This window comes from Bacillus sp. S4 (genome assembly GCF_040838205.1).
GTDB classification, from domain to species: domain Bacteria; phylum Bacillota; class Bacilli; order Bacillales; family Bacillaceae_G; genus Bacillus_A; species Bacillus_A cereus_U.
Genome location: NZ_JBFPJI010000283.1, coordinates 1 through 4235, shown reverse-complemented (window position 1 = coordinate 4235; position 4235 = coordinate 1). Strand labels below are relative to the sequence as shown.

Genomic DNA, 4235 nt, shown 5'->3' with positions numbered 1-4235 from the left:
TTAATAAGTAAAGTAATCTTATGAAATATTTACCTTACAAAGTATTTGTGGCCACATTATATATATGTATGCCACGCGAAAAATGTTATGACACTTTTTCATACCCTTTTTCTTTCATACTTTGCAAGTTGTCTCATTATGGTTAAATTCACCCTCAATTTCTACTTGAATGGTGACATGTTCTACATGAAATTTTTCCTTTAATACATCCGTTGCTTCTTTCAATACACTTTGCGTTTCATTACCTTTAATAATAAGATGGCAAGTTAGTACTTGAAAATCTGATGTTACGGACCATATATGTAAATCATGAACTTCTTTTACAATAGTAATATTTAATAATGTATTTTTCACCTCTTCAGCATCTATGTGCTGTGGTGCGCCTTCCATTAATATATGAACTGTATCACGTGTTACACGCCATCCACTTATAATAACTAAAATTGACACAAGAATACTAGCAACCGCATCTGCGGCATTCCAATCAAAAAATTTAATAAGCAACGCAGCAATAATTGCTCCGACTGAACCTAATAAATCGCCTAGTACGTGTAAGAAAGCACTCCTTAAATTCAAATTCCCTTTCACATCTCCGCCTCTCATTAATATCCAAGCTGATAAAATATTAATAAGCAAACCAAGTACAGCAATAATGAGCATCCCATTACTAGCAATCTCCACCGGTTCTTTAAAACGACGAATTGCTTCAATAAAAATATATACTGAAATGACAATAAGAACGACACCGTTACATAATGCCGCTAACATTTCGACACGCTTATACCCGTATGTTTTTGCAGCCGTTGCCGTTTTCTCTCCAAGCTTGAAGGCAAGTAAGCTTAAAGCGAGAGATACTGCATCACTTAACATATGCCCCGCGTCAGATAATAGTGCTAAACTATTCGTTACAAACCCACTAATAACTTCAGCAATCATAAAACTTGTCGTTAGTAGGAAAGCAATTAGTAACGCCTTTTTATTTTTGGAATGACCGTGATCATGTGAATGTCCCATACTAATGCTCCTTTAAGTGCAATATCTGTATGTTAGTATGAAACAAACTCACTCCCTTTATCCCGCATTAACGTCCGATTGGTGAAGGCTAATAATCAGTGGGGATGAACAAAACCCCCACTGATTAAAGTTTCACTTTATCCCGATTCCTTCTGTATACACACTTCGCTACTTTTCAAACAAGTCCTTTTTCTCAAATAAAAACAAGACTACTTCTTTTTTATTTTCATATTGTTTACTAATGAAAGAATTTTTAAGGAGGTTACTTAAATGAAACGTTTATTTCTCTGTATGGAGCGTGAACTTGTTGTAATAAAAGAACAAGATGGTAACTACGAAACGACTTACCACTTACAAAATATGCAGCCTACTTGTATTGCAGTTGATCCATTTCAAAAGAATCGTGTATATTGTGGAACATTTGGACGAGGTCTATGGTTAAGCGATGATGGTGGGGATTCATGGAGACCAATTGGAGATTCTTATCGTTACTTTGACTTTCCGAAAGAAGACGGTATTTTACATTCTTCAATCACTTCCATTACGATAAGCCCTAATGAACAAGTTAACGGATATGGAGTCGTTTATGTAGGTACAGAACCTAGTGCTTTATTTCGTTCAGAAAATGGCGGTGTAACGTGGACTGAACTTAAAAATATGAAATCATTATTATCTTCTTATACGTGGGCTTTCCCGCCTAGACCTTTTACCCATCACGTACGCTGGATTACAATTGATCCAAACAATCCAAATACAATCCACGTTTCCATCGAAGCTGGTGCTGTTATTCAAAGTAACGATAAAGGGCATACATGGATTGATAAAAAATTCGGTGCCCCTATCGATGCTCATCAATTACTCATGCACCCTGAAGTCCCAAATCGCCTTTATGCATCATGTGGTGATGGGTTTATGGGCGGACCTGATCGTGCCTATCTTGAAAGTTATAACAGTGGAAACAGCTGGATCTCATGTAGTGACGGACTTGAACATCATTATTTATACAGCATGGCTATCGACCCAGCTGATTGCGATACAATTCTCGTGTCTGCTGCACCGAGTGCTGATCTCGCTCATCACCGTATTCCTTATGAATCTTATATTTATCGAAAAACGAAAGATACTCCTTTCGAGCAAGTACAGCAAGGTCTACCATCTGCAATCGGTACAGTCATTTCGATGTTTGCTACAAATCCAGCCGAACCACATACGTTTTACACTTTAAATAACAATGGCATCTTTCAATCCACTGATAGCGGTGAAACGTGGGAACAACTAAACATTCCTTGGAAAGATGAGTATAAAACACAGCATCCACATGCTTTACTTGTAACTAGTTCTTAACAAAAAGCGACTGCCTAATTATTTATTTTAGGCAGTCGCTTGTCTTTATTTCTTTAAATCAATGACAATATCATCTAGAACAATATCTTTACTCTTCGCTTCTTTTTTCGGCACTTCTATTTTCTTCTCTTTCCCATTAACATACTCTACTCCACCATGATTTTCAGGTGTATGAACTTGCAAGTGCACGTGAGGTGTAACGATAAGCTTTGTTGCATTTTCGTTTAACTTTTGGAATGTGGAACTCCAATGGATATTGTAAGGATCGTTGCCACTTCCCCCATTTCCTTCACCCGAATAATCATTCCCTAAATCATCCGTGACCCTCAATTCAACATCTACACTATCCCATTCTTTCCTCGCACCCTTAGAAACTTCTTGATTGTAATAAAGAATAAATGAAACCGGCGACATTGCGACCTTTTCCATATTTGCTTTTATACCTTCTTTTTCCGAACTCCCACTAATTGTTCTCTCTTTACTATCCACTGATTTTACAGTTAACGCGAAATTCCAATTACCTTGTATTGATTTTTTCCTATCTGGCATCTCTATTCTCTCTATATTCCATCTAAAGTTTACTTTGTCCTTTTTATTACTACCATGGTGCGTCGTTGTTACCATACCTACATACTTTTTTTCAGTAACTTTAGTCATTTTACCACTTCCTGAACTACCATGAGCGTCCATTATATCCAATCCGCCTATTATGATAGGATCATCCCCTAAGTCTTGCTCACTTTCCAGTGAATACGTTATAGATACTGTTCTGCCATCAGAAATTACATCATTAATGGTAACCTTAACCCCATTACTCTCCCTCGTCATATTCAACTCAGTCGAAAACTCTTTATAATTTTCATATAACCCTGTTCTACCATTATCTAAAAATCGGAATATATCCCCTACTATTGGTAGTCCTCCAGCGTATGTAGGAAATCCGATGCCAAGCATGGCAACTGATACTCCTACTAAAATAGATGCAGCAGCGACACCTTTTTTCCAAGTTTTCATCTTTTTCTTCGTACGCATCGATTGTTTTAAATTACGTTTCACTTTTTCTTTTTCAATTTCAGAAGTCTCAATTTCCTTAAGTTCTTTTTCATCTATATCAATATCATTTAATAGTTCATAAATGTCTTTCATATTGCACTACCTCCAAAACTAATATTCGTAGCATTTTGTTGTAGTTTCTTTTTTCCCCGGTACACACGATTATCTATCGCTGCTCGAGTTAACCCTAATTTCTCTCCGATTTCCTCTGTCTTCATGCCAAGGAGATATTTCATAATGAATACTTTTTGATCTAACGGTTCCAATTGATTAATAAGCTTCAATAATTCTTCCCTATCTTCCATAACGATTAATTCGTCTTCTGCCGATTTTTCCGTACTTATATGAAACTCATCTGAAATGATTTCTACTTTTTTAGTTGCTTTCCGGTAATAATCAATTGCTTTAAACTTTGCAATCGCTGCAATCCATTTTTTAAAATCACTCGGCTCTCCATGAAACTTATTTGCGTTATTCCAAATGGAAAGAAATATATCATTTACACATTCCTCTATGAGTCCATCATTTTGAACTGGAAGAAGAACTTTATGCGTAATCCCCTTTATGAGTGGTAAGTATGTATCGACAACAAATTCTAGCGCATCTTCTTTTTGTCGCTGTAATCTTTTTATAAAATTTTTCTCATTTGATTTCATGTAGCGATTCCCCTTATTTTTTTGTAAAAGCTTTTACACTCTATATAACGTCCAGAAAAAAGTTTTCTCTCATCTTTTTTATTATTTTTTGTATGTAATGGAATACTTTTCCTTACCTATTGTCTCATATAACTTTGAATTTGAAGAAAATTTTCTCAAGTCTACAAT

General features: G+C 35.8%; 4 protein-coding genes. 1 reads left to right on the top strand and 3 read right to left on the bottom strand.

Translation table 11 applies throughout. The annotated features are described in order from the left end of the window. Positions 1–114: 114 nt before the first annotated feature. A complete protein-coding gene (locus AB3X48_RS18495) occupies positions 115–1014 on the bottom strand; it encodes a cation diffusion facilitator family transporter (RefSeq protein ID WP_016104451.1) in 900 nt (299 codons plus the stop codon). A 270-nt stretch (positions 1015–1284) separates the two neighbouring features. On the opposite strand from AB3X48_RS18495, the gene AB3X48_RS18490 reads away from it, so the two are divergent. Next, positions 1285–2358, top strand: a complete 1074-nt coding sequence (locus AB3X48_RS18490; RefSeq protein ID WP_367959795.1) for a beta propeller repeat protein — start codon at positions 1285–1287, stop codon at positions 2356–2358. 45 nt (positions 2359–2403) lie between these two features. Here AB3X48_RS18490 and AB3X48_RS18485 read toward each other — a convergent pair whose 3' ends face one another. Both AB3X48_RS18485 and AB3X48_RS18480 read right to left on the bottom strand, forming a co-directional pair. Beyond that, positions 2404–3504 (bottom strand): DUF4179 domain-containing protein, encoded by a 1101-nt coding sequence (locus tag AB3X48_RS18485; RefSeq protein ID WP_016104449.1) that lies wholly within the window; start codon positions 3502–3504, stop codon positions 2404–2406. Then, positions 3501–4067 carry a sigma-70 family RNA polymerase sigma factor gene (locus AB3X48_RS18480; RefSeq protein ID WP_002158441.1) on the bottom strand — a complete coding sequence of 189 codons (567 nt, stop codon included), beginning with the start codon at positions 4065–4067 and terminating at the stop codon, positions 3501–3503. Before AB3X48_RS18480 ends, AB3X48_RS18485 begins: the two co-directional genes overlap by 4 nt. Between the last annotated feature and the right edge of the window lie 168 nt (positions 4068–4235).

Bases quoted from the DNA above. Each gene is read 5' to 3' on its own strand.
- AB3X48_RS18495 (WP_016104451.1), bottom strand. From the start codon at position 1,014: ATGGGACATTCACATGATCACGGTCATTCCAAAAATAAAAAGGCGTTA.
- AB3X48_RS18490 (WP_367959795.1), top strand. From the start codon at position 1,285: ATGAAACGTTTATTTCTCTGTATGGAGCGTGAACTTGTTGTAATAAAA.
- AB3X48_RS18485 (WP_016104449.1), bottom strand. From the start codon at position 3,504: ATGAAAGACATTTATGAACTATTAAATGATATTGATATAGATGAAAAA.
- AB3X48_RS18480 (WP_002158441.1), bottom strand. From the start codon at position 4,067: ATGAAATCAAATGAGAAAAATTTTATAAAAAGATTACAGCGACAAAAA.